An 18,315-nucleotide genomic window follows, 5' to 3' on the forward strand; every position below is an offset into this window, starting at 1 on the left:
GCTCCCCGATTGCCGGAATATTGACGTCCGCTCAAGACACCCGCCCCGTCCCGTCCCGGAAACACGGGACCACGGTCCCATGCGCCCGGGACGGTCGGTACGGCACTCTTCGTGGTGCTCGCCGAGTGGCGGGCATTCGGGGGATCACCACATCCGCGTACGAGCGGCCGACGTGCCCGCGGCCCGGGGCGACCCGGTGGCCGGGCGCAGGCGCGATGCCGTCTGCCGGCACGTACGTGACGGCCCGTCCGGACCGCCGTGCGGGCGGCGCGGCGGGCACGGCGAGCGGCCGGTCCAGGCACCCCCGGGTCCGAGAACCATGGGAACCGAGGAGTGCGTGTGACCACCATCCTTCCGCTCGTGCTGTGCGGGCCGATCCTGCGCCGGGTCGCGCCGGACTCGGTCTCGGTCTTCCTCGTGCTCGGTTCCACGGCGACGGTCACCCTGCACGTACTGGACGCACAGGGACGACCGCTGTCCGACGCGACGGCGAAGGCCACCACGACGGCGGTCGGCGGCAACGCCCACGTGGTCGTGGTCTCGGCACACCTGCCGCTGACCGCCGGGACGCTCTACCAGTACGACCTCGAATTCGTCTGCCCGGGCGGCCCCGGGCCGCGGCGCCTCCTCGACGAGGGGGTGCTGGTGCCCGGCAACGACCTGGCCCGGGCCCGCAGCCTGGTGTCGTACCGGGACGAGATCCCCGGGGCACCCGCCCTCCCGGGTTTCACGACCCCGCCGGCGGACCTCGACAAGCTGCGGCTGCTGCACGGTTCCTGCCGGAAGCCGCACGGCCAGGGCGTCGACATGCTCCCGGAGGTGGACGGCATCATCGCGCAGGCACTGCGGGCCGGCGGCGTCGACCGGCCGGCGCAGCTGGTGCTCGGCGGGGACCAGATCTACGGCGACGACGTCGCGGACGTCGTGCTCGCCGTGATCCGCGCCGTCGGCACCCGACTGGGCCTGGTGCCCGAGCAGTTGATCGACCGGAAGGGCGACCCGCTGGGTCCGGGAAGGGCGGCGATCGGCCACCGGGCGGAGCTGGTCTCCGGCCGGAAGAGTGAGGGCCGGCTGAGCTCCGGTGCCGCGGCCGGCCACCTGATCACCTTCGCCGAGTACACGGCGATGTACCTGCTGGTCTGGTCCGACGTGCTGTGGCCGGAGCAGCTGCCGACCTTCGAGGAGGTCCACCCCGTCGACGCGGCGTTGATCAGGTCGGCGGACACCGACGCGCAGAGCCGTAGCCTGTGGGACGCGCGGAGCCGCCAGGACGCGTACCGGACGGACTGCGAGACGGTGCGCGGCTTCCTGGACGGCCCGCGCCACCTCCCCGCGGCGCAGCGGACGGCGGGCGCCGCCCTGCGCCGGGTGCGCAGGGCGCTCGCGAACATCCCGACCCTGATGCTCGGAGACGACCACGAGGTCACCGACGACTGGAACGCCTCGTCCGGGTTCGTCACCCGCGCCGTCCTGCCCTACAAGAACGAGGAGGAGGGCAGCCGGCTCGGCCGCCGCATCGTGCAGAACGGCATGCTCGCCTACGCGCTGTTCCAGGCCTGGGGCAACCATCCGGAGCGGTTCGCCCGGCCCCCGCTCGCCACGCCCGCGACCGGACTCCTGGCCGGGCTCGACACCTGGGCCGCCACCGGACTCCACGACCACGAGGCGCTCGGCGACCTGGTCGGCGTACCCAGGGCGATCGAGGGCGCCCCCGGCGACCGGTGGCTGGCACGCGCCCCCGGAGCCCTCGACTACCACCTCTACCTGCGGTGGGGCGCGTACGAGCTGATCGGCCTGGACACCCGGACCAGGCGGCACTTCCTCGGCAAGGACGACGACGCCCCGGCCCAGCTGTACGACGACGGCGACTACACGGCCGTGCTGCCCGCGGACGGCAGCCAGGACCCGCCGGCGGACGACCGGCTCACCGTGGTGGTGGCACCGATGCCCGTCCTGTCGACGAGGGTGCTGAGCCTGGCGAAGTCCGCCGGCGGCGCGCTGGGCTCCGCCGCCCGGGACTTCGTCGACTACGAGGACTGGGAGCTCGACCCCACCTCGTACCAGAAGTTCCTGGCCCGCCTGGTGGCCACGCCGGGCCGCCCCCGCAAGCGCGTCGTCCTGCTGGGCGGCGACATCCACCTCGGCTACGCGGCCCGGCTGCGGTACTCGGCGGCCAAGCCGTACCGGACGCCGGGTGCCGCACCGACCGAGGCGGTGCTGGCCCAGTTCGTGGCGAGCGGCTTCAAGAACTCGGACGCCAAGGTCCGGTTCCTGCACGCCACCGGGTACATCGCGGGCAGCCCGCTCACCTTCGCCGGCTGGGCGAACCCGGGCCGCGACCGGATGCTGCTGGGCGGCTACGCGGACGGCACGCCCTACTACAGCGACCGGAGCCCGGCGGTGGTGGAGACGGACGACCTCTACCTGTCGGCCGCGCGCAAGGCGGACGCCGAGTGGAAGGGACGGATCGACTTCCTGCGGGACACCCCGCTGCCGGGCGACCCACCCCGTCCCGGCAGCCGGCGGCCCGTGCTGAAACCGGGCTCCGACCTGGTCGGCGTCTTCCAGTTCCTCGCCGCGGCCGTCAACCAGGCCTGGTGGTCGCTCACCCAGCGCGGCGGCACCGAGATCGTCGGCGGCGCCAACCTGGGCGAGCTGAGCTTCGAGTGGGGCGCGCACAAGCGGGCCACCCAGCTGCTCTGGTGGCGCGACAACTCGCGGCCCGACCACGACGGCCACTGGTCCAACGCCGGAGCGGCCCGCCCCTACACCCGCTACGTCGCCGATCTCGAACCGACCGACCCCGTGCACCTGTGAGGAGACCGACGTGCCAGCGGATCTGATGGGAAGTCTCTTCGCCGAGGCCCGCCACCTCGTGGAGCCGGTGGCCCGCGCGGCACGCAACCCCGGCCACCGGGAGGCGCTGCTCCGCGCCGTCGGCTGGGACCTGCGGGCACTCGGCCCGACCGACGACGAGATCGCCGCCGCGCTCGGCGCGGCCGTCGCGGTGTCCTCCGTCCTGGAGGACCTGGCCGCGGCCGGTCCGCCCGCCTCCTTCGACGAGCTCACCGCCCGCATCGCGAAGGTCCGCGAGGCCGTCGGCCGGGTGACCGGCTGCTGGGAGCGGCTCAGCGGGTACCTGGACGTCGAGCTGAGCGCCGCCCAGACGGCGGCGCTCTCCACCGCGCTCGCCGAGGACCTGCTGACCCACCTGGTCGTGCGGATGCTCGCCGAGAAGCACCCGGCCGTCCTGAGCGCCGCCACCCTGCTGGGCCTGGTCGTGCCGGCCGCCGAGGAGCCGCCGGGAGCGGCGATCGTGGTCGGCGGGCGGCCGGTCCGGCTGCCGATCGCCCGCGACCGGATCGAGTGGGAACACCTGGGTCGTCTGCTCACCGATCCCCTCGCGGCGCTGCGCGAGGTCTACCGGCACCAGCACCTCGACGAGCTCGCCGACCGCCTGCTGCCCCGGGTCGCCCGGTTCGCCGCCACCCTCGGGGCCGAGGCCTCGTACGGCCTCGGGCCCGGCCTGCCGCCCCCGTCGGAGGACTTCGGGGCGCTCATGGCGGCCCGTACCGCGGCGGTGGACTGGTGGCTCCCGGTCGCCGGGACGGCCGCCCGGCTCGGCGCCTCGATCGCGCTCAGCCCGCCCGAACGGGGCGACCTCGGCGTGGTGATCTCCCCGAGGATCGAGATCGGCACCGCCCAGGCGGTCACCGCCCTCGGCGGCCGGTGGAGCACCGAGCTCAAGGGCAGCGCCCAGGCCGGCGCCGTCGCCATCGGGCCGCACGGCGTGCTGCTCGCCGGCGGCGAGCGGATCGACCTCGCGGCCCTGCTGCGCCTGGCCCCGGCGGACGGACCGGCCCTGACCCTGGGGCCGCCGGCCGGTACCCACCTGAGGATCGGCCGGATCGAGGCGGGCCTCACGGCGGGGTTCGGCGGCGGGGCGGCCGACTACGGCGTCCTGCTGCGGATCGCCGAGGCGGCCCTGGTCCTCAAGCCGGGCGCCGAGGGCGACGGGCTGCTGAAGCGGATCCTGCCGGCGGCCGGGACCGAGGTGGCGCTGGAGCTGGGGCTGGGCTGGTCCAGGGCGAAGGGCCTGCACCTGGCCGGCGGCGCCGGCCTGGAGACCACGCTGCCGGTGCACCTCACCCTCGGCCCGCTGGACGTCCGGCACGTCCACCTGGCGCTACGGGTCGTCGGCGGCCCGGACGAGGGACGGTTCTCCGCCGAGGTGACCGCCGACGTGGGCGTCGACCTCGGGGCGGCGAAGGCGGTCGCCGAACGGATCGGACTGGGCTGCGAACTGACGCTCCGCAAGGGCGCGTTCGACCTGCGGCCGGCGTTCACGCCGCCGACCGGCATCGGCCTGGCGGTCACGGCCGGCCCGCTCTCCGGCGGTGGCCGGCTCACCATCGACCACGCCCGCGGCCGCTACGCCGGGGCGGCCCGGCTGAAGCTGGCCCTCGGCGGCCGGGACGTGGAACTCGCGGCGATCGGCCTGATCGACACCAAGGACGCCGCCGGTGCCCCGCTGCGCGGGGCGGACGGGCACGAGGCCTGGTCGATGCTGCTGATCGCCTCCGCGGCCTGGTCACCGGGCTTCCAGATCGGGATGGGCTTCGCGCTGTCCGGGCTCGGCGCGCTCATCGGCGTCAACCGCGCCGCCGACCCGGAGGCGCTGCGGGCCGCGGTGCGCACCAAGGCCCTGGACGCGGTGCTGTTCGCCGAGACCGGCGCCGACCGGAACCTGCCCGACACCGTCGGGCGCCTCTTCCCGGTGGCCCAGGGCCGGTACCTCGCCGGGCTCCTGGCCCGGATCACCTGGGGGGCGACCGGCGGCGGGCCCGCTCCGCTCACGGCCGACCTGGCGCTGTTCGCGGAGTTCCCCGCACCGGTCAGGATCGGACTGCTGGGCCGGGTCACCGTCGCCCTGCCGGACCCGAAGGCCGCCGTCGTCCAGCTGCGGATGGACTCCGTCGGCCTGGTCGACCTCGGCACCGGAACCGCCTCGCTGGACGCCTCCCTCGTCGACTCCCGGGTGGCCGGCTTCACGGTCACCGGCGACATGGCGGTGCGCATCCAGTGGAGCGGGCGGCGCCGGTTCGTCCTGTCGGTCGGCGGCTTCCACCCCCGTTTCACCGACCGGCCGCACGACGTGCCGGACCTCGCCCGGGTGGCGATCTCCCTCGGGCGGGGCGACAACCCCCGGCTGCGCGCCGAGTCCTACCTGGCGCTGACGTCGAACAGCATCCAGCACGGCGCCCGGGTCGAACTGCGGGCCGGCGCGGCGGGATTCAGCGTCGAGGGCGAACTCGGCTACGACGCGCTGATCCAGTTCGACCCGTTCGGCTTCGAGGTCGACATCTTCGCCCGGGCCGCCGTCAGGCGCGGGCGACGGGTGCTGCTCGCCGTCGGCATCGAGGTCCACCTGTCCGGGCCCAACCCCTGGCACGCCCGCGGCAAGGCCAGGTTCAAGCTGCTGTTCGTCTCGGTGACCGTCGCGTTCGACATCACCACCGGCCGCCGCACCCCGGCGAGCCTGCCGGAGACCGTCGACCCGTGGCAGCGGCTCAACGACGCGCTGGCCGACCGGGGCGCCTGGCACGCCCTGCCGCCCGCCGGCCCGACCGGCGTGCTGGTCCGCGAGACCCGGTCCGGCCCGGGAGAGGTCCTGCTGCACCCGCTCGGCGAGCTGGCGGTCAGCCAGTCGGTGCTGCCGCTCGGCCCGGAGATCAGCCGGATCGGGCGCAACCCGGCCGGCCGGCGACGCAGCTACGGCATCACCGGCGTCGACTACGGCCGGGGAGCCGACGCCGTACCCGGCACGCTCGGCGACCCGGTGTACGAGGACTTCGCCGACGGCGAGTACCTCGACCTGACCGAACACGAGAAGCTCTCCCGGCCCTCCTTCAGCAAGCGGCAGTCCGGCTGCCGGCTGACGGCGACGGGGCTGCGCCTGCCGCCCGCCAAGGGCGACGACGGCGTCGAGTCGGCGACCTTCACCACCCTCGGCTACGAGGTCATCGGCGGCGGCCCGGTCCCGCACGCGGCAGCCGGCCCGAGGGCGTCGGGCCTCCGTACCGAGGCACCCGACGCCGACACCCTGTTCGCCCTCGCGGGCGGCGGCCCGGCCGGCCGCGCCCGCGCCGCCGCCGGGCGGTTCACCGCCGTCGGCCCCTCCCTGACGATCGGAGCCGCACGATGAACGGCGGGTTGCTCTTCCTGCCCTGGGTGCGCGACGGCGTGGCCGGCGGCATCGGCCCGCGGACCGGTGCCGCCTCGGCCCGGGCCACGGTGCCGATGAGCCTGCGGCTCCGCGGTTCGGGCGAGGGCGGCGAACTCCGGGGCGGTACCCCGCCGGTCGACGTCACGCTGCTCGGGCCCGGCGACGTCGCCGGCCTGGACCCGGCCCAGGTGATCCGGATGTTCCCGGCGCCCGACAGCACCGACGCGGAGGACACCGGCTTCGCGGCCGTCGAGTTCGCCCGCTGCGACCTGCCGTGGATGTTCACCCCGGAGGCCCCGAGCGGGCGCGGCCGGCTGCGGCCCTGGCTGGTGCTGGTGGTCGTGCCGGCGGCCGCCGCGAGCCTGTCGACGCCGGCGGCGGGCCTGCCGGTCCTCAGCTGCCCGGCCGGTGAACTTCCCGGCCTCGACCGGTCCTGGGCCTGGGCCCACGTCCAGGTCCTGGCCGCGGACCGGAACGAGAACGTCGCCGAGGTGCTGGCCCGGCACCCGGAACGCGCCCTGTCCCGGCTGCTGAGCCCGCGACGGCTGGAGAGCGGCACCACGTACCTGGCGGCCGTGGTCCCCGCGTTCGAGGCCGGCCGGCGGGCCGGACTCGGCGAACCCGGCACCACCTCGCTCGCGCCGGCCTGGACCTCCGGGGCACCGGGCCCGGTCACCCTGCCCGTCTACCACCACTGGCGGTTCACCGCCGGGCCGGACGGTGACTTCGAGACCCTCGCCCGCCGGCTCACCGGCCGCCCCGCCTCCGGTGTCGGCTACCGCGAACTCGACCTCACCGGGGCCGGTGTCCTCGACCTCGCTCCGGGCCGGCCCGGAGCGGCCGTCGCCCTGCCGAGCGTCCTGCGCGCCCCCGGCCCGGCCCCGGACTGGCCGCTGCGGGACACCTGGCGGGCGGCGATGCGGGTGCTGACGGCCCGCCAGGACCAGCTCAACCCGCCGGTGCACGGCGGCCTCCAGGCGCCGGGCGGCGCCCCCGTCTGGCTGGACACCCTCAACACGGACCCGCGCTACCGGGCGCTCGCCGGCGTCGGGGCGCGGATCGTCGCCGAACACCAGGAGGAGCTGGTCGCCGCCGTCTGGGAGCAGGTCGCGCAGCTGCGCGAGGCCAACCGGACCCTCCGGCAGGCCCAGCTCGCCCGGGACGCGAGCACCGCGCTGTACGAGAGGCGGATCGGCCGCGGCCCGGCGGCCCGGGGCCTGACGGCCGGCGGGCCGTCCGGGATGTCCGACGCCGCCCTGCTGGGCCTCACCGCGGCCGTCCACGACCAGGTGACCGCCGCTCAGCCCGGTCTGGCCGCCGCGCCGACCGTCGGCCAACTCCTCTCCCTCAACCCGGCGGTGGCCGCCGCCACCACCCCCGAGTTCCGCAGGAGCGCCCGGATCCCGGCCTCCCCGGGCAACCGACAGGGTGCCGACCCCACCCGGACCGTCACCGCCCTCGCCGCCAACGAACTCACCCCCGCCCCGCCCGCCCGGCTCCCCTCGGGCGCCACCCCGGAGGGCAGGCTCCGCGACCCCTGGGGCTCGCCGTTCAGCCTGGAGTTCTTCGACCCCGGCCTGGTGGCCACCGCCGACCCGTGGTGGAAGGCCCCGGGCCCGGGGCAGGTCCACCCGTGGGAGCAGCAGGGCAGCCGGGTGGGGTACCCGCCGGTCGTCGCCGAGGACGGCCGCCTGTACGTGCTCACCGAGGACATCCGCCTCTACGAACTGATCCCGGCGGGCGCGCCGGACGGGCCCCGCTGGCGCGACCACGGCCGGGTGCCCGGTGTGTTCCACGCCTGGGGCATGGTGAACGTGGGCCTCACGGTCACGGCGGACGGGAGCCGGATCTTCATCACGTCCGTCCTGGGCCCCACGAAGGTCGTGGAGCGCCGCCGGGAGGCGGACCGGTGGCGATGGATCACCCGGCTGGAGGACCCGACGGGGGAGCTGTCCTGCGGTGAGCCGGCCACGGCCGCGGGCTCGCTCTGGACGGCGACGAGCGGCGGCCTCCGCGAGCTCCGGCTCGACGGCGACTCCTGGGTGGACCACGGCCGGCCGCCGGGCGGGGAGACGGTCTGGGGGAGGCCCGCGCCACTGGCCGACGGCTCGTCGGTGTTCGTGGCCCTGAGCGGTGGGCCGCAGGAACTCGCCGAACTCCGGCGCGACGGCGACGGTGTCCGGCGGTGGTACTACCTGCCGCTGCCCCCGGCGGACGGACAGAGCGTGGTCGGGGGCACGCTCGTCCCCGTCGACTCCATGGGCATCCGGATCGTCATGGGTTCCTCCTTCGTACTCGGCCACATCCCGGTGGACATGTGGGAGTTCAACCGCCTCGTCGGGCGCTGGCGCAACCTCGGCCGGCCCGGACGGGAGGCGGCCGGCGTCCCGGCCGGCTCGTTGTTCGACAACGGCGGCGTCGCCGGGCCGGGGGTGCCTCGCCAACGCGGGGTGCAGTACTCCCTGCTGAACGACGGCCGCGTGGTGCAGGGCCTCGACATGCTGGGTCCCCAGTCCAGGTGGATCATCCGGAACGACCCTCCGCAGGCCCGCGTCCGCTACTGGTCGGACCGGCTGGTCGAGCACCCCGGCGCCCCCGGATCCGTCTACGTGGTCACCAAGGACGGGGGCATCGCCCTGAGCGGCGAGGGCGGCGCCTGGACGGACTACGGCGTCCCGAAGGACCTGGGGGCCCGGGGCGACCTCACCGACCCCGCGCCCGCGGACCGGTGGCGGTTCGCGCCCCGGATCGGGCTGTACTCCTCGATGGTCGTCGCCCACCTCGACGCCCCGCCCACCGCGTGCGCCGTCCGGCTGCGCGTGGGCGCGGACCTGGGCTTCGACGGGGCGCCCCGGGCCGGTTGGACACCGGGGGAGCCACCCAACCAGAGCCCGCCGTTCCACCCGGACGCGGACGGGCTGGGCATCGCGCTGGCCGACCTGACCGGCAACGGGCGGCCCGACCTGATCGCCTTCACCGTGGAGCCCCGGCCGGAGGGGTACCGGGGCGTGTACCGGATCGGCCGGGACGTCGCACCGGACGGCAGGGTCACCGGCGGCTGGTCGGAACCGTTCGTGCTGCCGGACCCGATGCCCGCCGTACGGGCCTGCGACATCGCCGTGGCCGACCTGGACGGCAACGGGCGCTGGGACCTGGTCGTCGGCTACGCGAGCGGCGACCAGGTCTCCTACCGGGTCGGCTGGGGCCTGACCGCCGCCGGAGGTGTGGAAGGCGGCTGGGGGCTGGCCCAGGCCGTCGAGTGGACCCCGGCCGGCCCCGTGCACGGCCTGGGCCTCGCCGTCGTCGACCTGGTCGAGGACGACGACCGGGCCGACCTGCTGGTCATGGTCGCCGAACAGGTCGGTGACGCCGACCGGTTGACCTACCGGGTCGGCCGGCAGCTGAACCGGCGCGGCGCCGTCCACGGCGGTTGGACCGCGCCCCGCCGGATGGGCGGGACCGGGCAGATCACCCACCAGGGCATCGGCGTCGCCGTCGCCGACTTCACCGGCAGCCGCCGGCCCGACCTGGTCGTCTTCCGGTTGGAGAACCAGCCGCAGGCCGACCGGGCGCTGCTGCGGATCGGCTTCGACCTGGACGACGACGCCGCGCCGGACTGGTGGGGCGAGGACATCCGGATCCCGTGGGGCGAGTGGAGCAGCACCGGCGCCGCCGTGGCCGTCACCGACCTCGACCCGGCCCTGGCGGCCCGGCGGGACGCGGTCGGGAGCCGGCTCGTCGCGGCGGCCGTCCGGCACCAGCAGGTGGTGGCCGACGCCCAGAAGCTGACCCGCCGCCCCGCGCCACCGCCGGTGCAGCTGCCGCAGGCCGCGAACGCCGTCCGGGCCGCCCTGGACCCGCGCCGCACCGTGCCCTCCCGGGCGCTCGCCGAACTCGGCCTGCCCACCGGTCGACTCCCTCCACAGGAGGATGCGTTGGGCCAGCTGGTGGCCGGTGTCTCGTTCCCCGGGCCGACCTACCGGCTGCTGGAGGAGGCGTCCCGGGAACACGTCCTGGCCGGCGGCGCGAACATCCCGCCCGACACCGTCACCGTCCTGGAGGCGGACCCGGCCGTCATGGAGGCCTTCCTGGCCGGGCTGAACGGCGAGCTGGCCCGCGAACTCGTCTGGCGCGAGATGCCGGTGGACCACACCACCACGTTCTTCCGCCGTTTCTGGGACCGGCCCACCGGTGCCGTGGACGACATCCCGCCGCTGCGCGACTGGACGGCCGGCGAACTCGGCACCCACGCCGGCGCCGTCGGAGCCCCCGGGGAAGGGATGCTGGTCCTGCTCCTGCGCGGCGAACTCCTGCGGCGTTATCCGGACACCCCCGTCACCATGCGCCGGGCCGACTGGACGGACGCGACCCGGACCCGGCACCACCTGCCGGAGCGGAGCGAGGAACTGCTGCCGCGGTTCACCGGCAGGTTCGGCGACGACACCCTCCTCTTCTGCTTCGCCAAGGGGCGCACCGAGGCACTCGGCGGCGCCGGGGACCCGGGCTGGTACTTCACCTTCCGCGAGCAGCCCTCCGCGCTGCGGTTCGGCGTGGACGACGGCGCCGCCGAACCCGCCGACCCGGCGAACTCCGCCCACTACGCGCTCGCCACCCTGCAACAACCCGTGCTGCTGGCGCTGCACGCCCGCGAGCTGATCGACACGAAGGCGAACCCGACATGACCACTCCCGCAGACTGGACGCTGTCCAGCAGCCACCCGATCGCCCTGCTCCCGGTCCGCGTGGAGACCCGCTTCTCCGCCGCCCCGCACGAGTACCTGAAGGTGCGGATCTTCCCCGACGTCCTGCACGTCGACACCCACGAACCGGCGCCGACCGAGGCGGAGGCCGTGGCCGGCCGCCGCTACTGGGAGGAGGCCTGGCGCGCGGCCGGTGACACCGAGCGCCGCGAGCACGCCTTCGCCCGGCTGGCCGCCGAGCTGGGCGCCACGCGCGCCGCCTGGGTGGCGCGGGTGCTGGAGCCGGACCCGGCCGGCCGCCCGGCCGAGCCGCTCGCCGAGGACGCCCCGCTGCCCCGGCAGCCCGACTTCCCCACGCCCACGACCAAGACCGCGGCGTGGACCCGGGCGGCGGTGGCCCGGGCGCTGCCGAGCCACTGGCACGTCGTGGCGATCGGCTACGGAGACTGCGTGGCCAGGGTTCGGAGCAAGGCCGTCCGGCCCGACCCCGCCGTCGGCCTGCGCCCGGACAGCACCGCCGACCGGCTGCCGGACGCGCAGGCACCGCTCGACCCGGAGACGGCCTGGCTGGCCGACTTCGCCGCGGCGGAGGCGGTCGGCATGGCCGTCACCCTGGAACTCCCCGCCGAGCTGCGCGCCGGCATCCAGCGGCTGTTCGTCTTCGGCGTGGCGGCCGGAGCGGACCCGGCCGCCTCCGCGACCCGACTGGCCGACCTGCTGGAGGCACACGCCGCCACCGAGGGGCTGGCGCACCTGCGGCCCGGCACCCCGACCAACAACACCGGCGAGGTCCGCTCCGGCCTCGACCCGGCGGTGACGCCCGCGCCGGTCTGGCACGACGACCGCCCGGCCCCGCCCGGCAGCAACGCCCAGCTCACCGCCCGGGCGCTGGGCCTGCCGGACGGCACCGCGCTGGCCGCCGTGCGCAACCGCCCGGTACGGCAGGCCGCGCCCGGCGCGCTCGCCCGGTCCGCCCACGCGAACGAGGAGGAGTCCGCGCTGGCCCGGTCCGTCCAGACGGTGCTGTGGCCGGCGACCTGGGGATACTTCCTCGATCACCTGCTGCCCGGCGCCGTCACGGACGCCGGACGCGCCCGGATGCACGCGCTGTACCACCGGCACGTCCGCGCCGAGGGTCCGTTCGCCACCCTGCGGATCGGCGAGCAGCCGTACGGGCTGCTGCCGGTGATGCGTACCGACGACTTCCTCCCGCTGCCCGGGGAGCCGGACGACCGGGCCGGGATGGGCCTGCTGTGCCGGCTGCGCTCCTACCTGTGGCGGCCCTCGGTGGCCGGGGTCGCGGCGATGGGCCGGCGGTCGGCGAGCGCGGACCGCAACCTGGTCGAGATCCTCGGCGCCGCCGCGCACCCCACCGAGGTGCAGGCCCGCAGCGTGCTGGGCGCCGACTACGTGACGTGGCTGTGGCGCTTCCTGCGCCTGCGCCTCGGCCGCGACTGGCAGCGGGAGCTGTTCACCGCCCCGCGTGCCCTCCTGCGCAGCCTCGCACTGCCCACCGAGGCCCCGCTGACCACGGCCGTGTTCGCGAGCGGTTCGTTCCCGCTGGCCGCCCCGCTCGCCGGCGCCGGCGCCGTCCTGGACGAGCTCGGCCGTCCCGGCCTCAGCCCGCTCGCGCTGCTCGCCGAGCCGCCCCGGCCGGACCGCACCCTGCTGCACCAGCTGGCCCGGGCCGGTCTGCTGCTGGAGCACGCCCGGGCCGCCGCCGCGATCCTCGGTTCGCCCGCGCCGGCCGAACCGCAGCTGATCGACATCCTGGAGGGCGAGCAGAGCGACACCCTGCCCCGCCGGCTGGCGCGACCGCTGCCCGGCCGCCCCGGCACCACCGTCGACCAGTACCTCGCCGACGAGAGCGCCGGCCAGAGCGCCGGCGAGAACGCCGGAGAGAGCGACGACCCGCGCACCGCCTCCCTGCGGGCCTACCGGGCGGCCCTGCGCGATCTCGCGACGAAGCCGCCCGCCGACGTCGAACGGCACCTGGCCGCCGCACTCGGCCTGCACAGCCACCGGCTGGACGCCTGGTTCACCGCCTTCGCCACCCGCCGCCTGGACACGCTGCGCGGCACCCACCCGCAGGGCGTCCACCTCGGTGCCTACGGCTGGGTCCTCGACCTGGCACCCGACGAGAACCGCGGCGCTCCGGCGAAGAACCCGCCGCCGGACGAACCGGCCGGACCGGCGGGCACCGCGCTGTACGACGCCCCGGCCGGCAACGGCTACGTCCTCGCCCCGTCCGTGCCGCAGGCCACCACCGCCGCCGTGCTGCGCAGCGGCCGCCGCACCCACGGCGAACCGCTGGCCCTGGACCTCTCCTCCCGCCGGGTGCGCACGGCCAAGGCGCTGCTCGACGGGGTCGGCGAGGGGCAACCGCTCGCCGTCCTGCTCGGCCGGCGCTTCGAACGCGTCCTGCACGAGACCGGCGGCGGATTCCTCGACCGCTACCTCCCGACGTTCCGCGCCCTGGCCCCGTTGCGGGCCACCCGGGTCAGCCCCGAGGGCGGCCTCGACGGCACGATGCTCGCCGGGACGGTGGCGGATGGCCTCGCCCTGCACCGCCGGCACACGGGCGCCGGCCTGCCCTGGGGCGGCCCGGCGCCCGCGCCCGCCCGGCCGGGCCTGCCGGTGCCGCCCGCGCTGCCCGCCACCGGTACGGCCGACCACCGGGCGCTGGAGGGCGTGCTGGCCACCCTGGCCGAGGACCTGGACTCGGTGCACGACGCGCTGCTCGCCGAAGGCGTCCACCAGGTGGTGCAGGGCAGGCCCGAGCGGGCCGGCGTCGCACTGGATGCGCTCTCCCGGGGCGAGCGCGGCCCCGCGCTGGACTTCTGCCGCAGCCCCAGGTCGGGCACCGCCGTCACCAACCGGCTGCTCGTCGTGGGGAACAACCCGGCCACCGTGGACCCCAGGCACTGGGGCGCCTCGGTCGGCCGACAGCCCCGCTTCGTGGCCGCCGCCGAGGCCGACGCCGTCGCCATCACCCTGCTGCCCGCGCCCCAGCGGGTGCGGTGCGTCCTGCGCTGGACCGCGTCCGACGGCACCGGGACGGTCGACGACCTCACCCTCGACCACCTCGGCCTGTCCGCGATCGACTACGTGATGATGGCGCCGCGCGGCCTCGCGGTCGGCGACCACGAGCTGGAGCGGCGGCTGACCGCCGCGGCCTGGGAGAAGCGCCGCCCCGACCAGGCCCGGTCGTGGACCCTGCGGCTGGACTTCGACCGCCCGCCCGCCGGGGGGCCGGACACCGTGAGCGTCACCGAGTTCCTCGCGACCGTGCGCCGCACCCGCGAGCTGTTCGACCGCTCCCGGCCGTTGGAGGCCGCCGACCTCGCCCTGGAGGGCTCCGGGCTCCCGTATCTGACGAACAATCAGATCACGGTCAACCGAGCCGACTTCGCGCTGGCCCACGTTCGGCAGACGGTGGCCGCGCTGGCCGCGCCGGACGAGGAGACCCGCCGGGCCGGGCTGCTCAAGGCGGCCGGGTGCGGCGTGCCGGACGTGCTGCCCCCGTCGGCCGGCTTGCCTTCGTCGGGCGGCCTGCCCCCCTCGGCCGGCTTGCCCCCGTCGGGCGGCCTGCCCGGTGCGGCCGATGGCACCGCCGAGGCCGTCGAACGCGCCCGTGCGGAACTGGACCGCCGCCTGGCCGCCCACGGCGCGCTGGTCGCGGCCTGGGCCGCCACCCCGGCCGCCGAACGGACCCCGGCCGCCGAGTGGGACCACCACCGGCAGCGCATCCGCACCCTCTTCGACCCGGACCTTCCCGTCCTCCCGGTCCTGGGGCCGCTGCCGGGAGGTGACCTCGCGGCGGCCCTCGCCGCCGGAGACTCCGTCCGCGGCGGCAGCGGCCACCCGCACCGCTGGCTGCGCCAACACGCCCGGGTCCGGGCCGGGGTCGGCCGCTGGCAGGAGGCCGCCGACCTCGCCGAGGCGCTCGGCGCACCCCTGGCCGCCGCCCCCGGCACCGACCCGCGGGGCCGGCTGCGGATCGCCCAGCTCCCGCACACCCCGGGCGACCGCTGGTGGGGCGCGCCCCGCACGGAGCACCCGGACCAGCCGGCCCGCCTCTCCCTGGTCCTCGCGGTCACCTCGCCGAACGGCGTCCTCGACCCGGCCGCCCCCGTCAGCGGTCTGGCCGTCGACGAGTTCGTCGAAGTCGTCCCCGACGACCGGCAGACCGCCGCGCTGGCCGTCGAGTACGACGCCCCCGCGGCCGGCGCACCGCAGACCGTCCTGCTCGCCGTGCCCTCCAACCAGGGGCCGTGGACGGCCGCCGTGCTGGAGCGGCTGATGCTGCAGACCGTCGACATGGTCAAGTACCGCGCGGTCGACACCGAACTGCTGGATCGGGCCGGCCAGTTCCTCCCGGCGCTCTACCTCGGTCTCAACGTCGACCAGCAGGCGATCTCCACCGACCTCCGCCCCGGTGCAGCCCCGGCAGCCCCAGCAGCCCCGGCCGGCCCGGCCGGCCCGGCCCTACAGGAGCAGCGATGACCTCCGTCCCGCCCGTTCCCCCCGCCGCCCACGCCCCCTCCGTCCCCTCCGTCCCCTCCGTCCCCTCCGTCCCCTCGGTCACCTCGTGGACCCGGCTGGAACCGCGGACCCGGGCCGCCGACATGTCCGCGGGCCTGCAGGCCCGCATCGCCGACCCGCTCTGGCTGCTCACCCGGCAGTGGCAGGTCGGCGAGTTCCAGGGCGAGGACACCGGCTCCCCGGTCACCGTCCGGGTCCGCGCCCAGTGCGCACCGCTGACCCGCTACCGGGGCGAGGGCGGCACGCCGGGGCCGGCCGTCGACATCGACGGCAGCGTCCCGCTGGAGGCCCTGGTCGAGCGGGAACCCGCCGAACTCGCCTGGGACCGCCGGCTCGCCGCCGAACTCGGCCAGGAGTACCTGCGCTGCCTGCGCGAGGCCGGCGCCGAGTTCGCGATCGACCCGTGCATCGCCCACTACCCGCTCTCCGCCGAGCCGGGCGACCTCACGGACGACACCACGACCGGCTACCTCGCCGTCATGGCGGGCCGCTGCCCCGACGGCCTCGAACTCTGGCGGGACGTCGGCACCCACGGCGTGCCCAGCCGGATACCCGTTCCCGCCGGGTACCGCGTCGCGATCGAACGGGCCACCGCGAACTGGCGCGAGCTCGCCGGCCTGCCCACCCCGGCCGCCCCCGCCGACCACGCCTGGAACCGCGAACGCTTCGAGTACGCCTTCGCCGTATCCGCCAGGGACCGGACCGGCGAGAGCGTCCTCGCCGCCCGCGAGTACCACGGCGACCGCCTCGACTGGTACCACCTCGACGTCCGCCCCGGCGACACGCTCGGCGCGTCCGCGGCGGCCACCGACCTGACCCGCACCGTCCTGCCCACCGTCGCCGCCTACCCCGGGATGCCCGCCACCCGCTGGTGGGAGATGGAGGACGCCCGCGTCCACTGGGGCGGCATCACCGCCGAGCCCACCGACCTCGCCCGGCTGCTGACCGCCGAGTACGCCGCCACCTACGCCGACGACTACTTCCTCGTCCCGCTCGACCTCCCCGTCGGCGCGGTCACCCGGGTCACCTCCGTGGTCGTCACCGACACCTTCGGCGAGCAGCTCCTCGTCCCCGCGTCCGGCGAGGACTGGAACCTCTTCCGGCCCAGCCAGTCCGGCCGGACCGCCGCGGCGGACCTCCTCGTCACCCTCCCCACCGTGATCGACACCCTGACCGGCGAACCGGTCGAGGACGTCCTGCTGCTGCGCGACGAGGCCGCCAACCTCGCCTGGGCCGTCGAACAGAGCACCACCGGCGTCACCGGACACGCCGTCACCCTGCGCGCCGACCCGGCCCCCCGGCCACCGTCGCCGGCGGAGGCGGGTGCCCCGAAGCTGCGCTACCGCCTGCAGACCCCGGGCCCCGAGCACTGGGTGCCGCTCACCCCCGTACCCGATCCGGCGGCCCCCGGCCGCACCCTGCTGCGCCGCCTCGGCGCCACCGCCCGCACCCGCGTCCTCGACCCGGGCCGCCCGATGGACGTCCCCGACGAGGAGATCACCGGCGCCGGCGCCAGGGTCACCCGCCGCTGGCAGCTCGCGCGCTGGGCGGGCGGCACCACGGTGCTGTGGCTCGGGCGGACGAAGTCCGCCGGCCGGGGAGAAGGATCGAGCGGGGTCCGTTTCGACGTCCTGGAGGAGGAGGCACGATGACCGGCTCCGCGCTACGGCGCTGCCTGGAGCTCCTGCTGGCCGAGGCCGGTTACAAGGAGGGCGGCGGGAACCACAACAAGTACGCGCAGGAGCTGATCGCGGTCGGCCGGGTCCCGGGCTGGTGGCAGAACCAGCCGTGGTGCTACGCGTTCCAGTCCTGGGGCACCTGGCGGGCCGGACTGCAGGAGTACTGCCCGATCTCCGCCTACTGTCCGGACGGCGTGGCCTGGTACCGGGCCCGGGGGTGGTGGTCCGAGTACCCGATGGTCGGCGCCGAGGTGTTCTACGGCACCCGGGGCCAGGACCACGTCGAGCGGGTCTACAAGTTCGACGAGGACGGCATCTGGACGGTCGGGGGCAACACCAACACCAACGGCTCGGCCAACGGCGACGGCGTCCACCTGCGCGGCCCGATCCCGCGCCGGTCGGTCCGGGTGCACGGCTACGGCTGCCCGCCGTACCCCGAGGGCCGGATCTCCGCCGACCCGCGCTGGGGCGGACGCACCGCCGGCTCGTACACCGACCTGCCGGCGGGCGAGACCTCGCCGCCGCCGGTGCTCGACCCGGTCCCGCGGCCCACCGAGGACACCCGCCCGTGGGTCTACCTCGGCCAGCTGAAACACGCCATCGCCTGGGACGTGCCGGCGGAGACCGGCCACCGCTCCTACAGCTGGCCGCAGGTCCTCATGGTCGAACGCGCCCTGGTGGAGGAGAGAGTGCTCGACGGCAGCCACGCGGACGGCTCGTGGGGGACCCGCACCCTCAGGGCCTACGCGCAGTGGCAGAACCGCTGCGGCTACTTCGGCCGGGACGCCGACGGCATCCCCGGCCGGCGGACGCTGCAGCAACTCGCCGACCGCCACGGCTTCCGCGTCGGGGACTGACCCCCGGGCGCATCGCCGCCGGCGGGCCTGCACCGATGCCGTACGGTGACAGCGCCCTCGCGAAGAAGGCCGCCACCGCGGTCCGCTACGTCGAGAGCGTCCCGGACGGCCCCGTGCCCGGCACCCCGTCGACCTCCGCCGGGGCGAAGCCACCCTCACCGCAGGCAACTGACGGGCCGACCGGCCGGAGCGCGCGCCGCGAATCCGTGTGCTGTCGTGGTCCGTGGTCAAGGTCGTCGGGGTCACGAGTCCGTCCCGGCGGGCGGCGACGGCGGCGGCAGTGCGCGGCAGCGCGCGGCGGCAGGGCGA

At 76.2% G+C, this 18,315-nt stretch carries 6 protein-coding genes; all 6 read left to right on the forward strand.

Going from position 1 to position 18,315, the window contains the following annotated elements:
* Positions 1 to 339: 339 nt before the first annotated feature.
* From AC067J_RS25610 to AC067J_RS25635, 6 genes are read left to right on the forward strand one after another with little or no spacing between them, the layout of a single operon-like run.
* On the forward strand, positions 340 to 2,817 hold the full coding sequence (locus tag AC067J_RS25610; protein ID WP_478302896.1) for a metallophosphoesterase family protein: 2,478 nt from the start codon (positions 340 to 342) through the stop codon (positions 2,815 to 2,817).
* Between the two features lie 10 nt (positions 2,818 to 2,827).
* A complete protein-coding gene (locus AC067J_RS25615) occupies positions 2,828 to 6,205 on the forward strand; it encodes a DUF6603 domain-containing protein (RefSeq protein WP_478302898.1) in 3,378 nt (1,125 codons plus the stop codon).
* Positions 6,202 to 10,908: a hypothetical protein gene (locus AC067J_RS25620; RefSeq protein WP_478302899.1), complete on the forward strand. Its 4,707-nt coding sequence runs from the start codon at positions 6,202 to 6,204 to the stop codon at positions 10,906 to 10,908. The genes AC067J_RS25615 and AC067J_RS25620 overlap by 4 nt, the downstream gene beginning before the upstream one ends.
* Positions 10,905 to 15,431, forward strand: coding sequence for a hypothetical protein (locus tag AC067J_RS25625; RefSeq protein WP_478302901.1), 4,527 nt, complete (start codon positions 10,905 to 10,907; stop codon positions 15,429 to 15,431). The genes AC067J_RS25620 and AC067J_RS25625 overlap by 4 nt, the downstream gene beginning before the upstream one ends.
* Positions 15,428 to 17,122 (forward strand): hypothetical protein, encoded by a 1,695-nt coding sequence (locus AC067J_RS25630; protein ID WP_478302903.1) that lies wholly within the window; start codon positions 15,428 to 15,430, stop codon positions 17,120 to 17,122. Before AC067J_RS25625 ends, AC067J_RS25630 begins: the two co-directional genes overlap by 4 nt.
* Entirely contained in the window at positions 17,119 to 18,006 is an 888-nt protein-coding gene (locus tag AC067J_RS25635; RefSeq protein ID WP_478302904.1) for a CHAP domain-containing protein, read from the forward strand. The genes AC067J_RS25630 and AC067J_RS25635 overlap by 4 nt, the downstream gene beginning before the upstream one ends.
* Positions 18,007 to 18,315: the final 309 nt, after the last annotated feature.

The sequence above is a fragment of the Kitasatospora sp. NPDC042419 genome (assembly GCF_056437345.1).

Coding starts and splice junctions, on each gene's coding strand:
- AC067J_RS25625 (WP_478302901.1), top strand. CDS start 10,905: ATGACCACTCCCGCAGACTGGACGCTGTCCAGCAGCCACCCGATCGCC.
- AC067J_RS25630 (WP_478302903.1), top strand. CDS start 15,428: ATGACCTCCGTCCCGCCCGTTCCCCCCGCCGCCCACGCCCCCTCCGTC.
- AC067J_RS25635 (WP_478302904.1), top strand. CDS start 17,119: ATGACCGGCTCCGCGCTACGGCGCTGCCTGGAGCTCCTGCTGGCCGAG.
- AC067J_RS25620 (WP_478302899.1), top strand. CDS start 6,202: ATGAACGGCGGGTTGCTCTTCCTGCCCTGGGTGCGCGACGGCGTGGCC.